This window comes from Mesorhizobium sp. M6A.T.Ce.TU.002.03.1.1 (genome assembly GCF_003997275.1).
Lineage (GTDB): Bacteria > Pseudomonadota > Alphaproteobacteria > Rhizobiales > Rhizobiaceae > Mesorhizobium > Mesorhizobium mediterraneum.
Genome location: NZ_RZTI01000356.1, coordinates 1 through 381 on the forward strand (window position 1 = coordinate 1; position 381 = coordinate 381).

At 61.7% G+C, this 381-nt stretch carries 1 protein-coding gene; it reads left to right on the top strand.

Annotated features, from left to right (window positions below; translation table 11 throughout):
- Positions 1-381 (top strand): efflux RND transporter permease subunit (locus EOC93_RS33940; protein WP_164759419.1); only part of this gene is annotated, 381 nt, incomplete at both ends.

Below are 381 nucleotides of genomic sequence, written 5' to 3' on the forward strand. Positions count from 1 at the left end.
ATGAAGCTGTCTTCCTATGGGCTGCAACTCGATCAACTGATCGGTGCGGTCGGCAACTCCAACAGCCTGGTCGCCGCCGGCAATATCGAAGGCTCGGAGGGCAAATACGCCGTCAAGGTACCGTCGCTGATCGAAACGCCGGAGGATGTCGCCGCACTGCCGGTGGTCGCCGGCCCCAATGCCGTGGTGCAGGCCAAGGACATCGCGACGATCCGTTCGACCTTCAAGGATGCCGAGACGGTGACCCGTCTCAACGGCAAGCCGGCCATCGCCATCGAAGTCAAGAAGCGCATCGGCTCCAACCTGATCGACACCATCGCCAAGGTGCGAACGGTGTCCGACGAGTTCGTCAAGTCGATGCCCGAGGGCATGAACGTCACC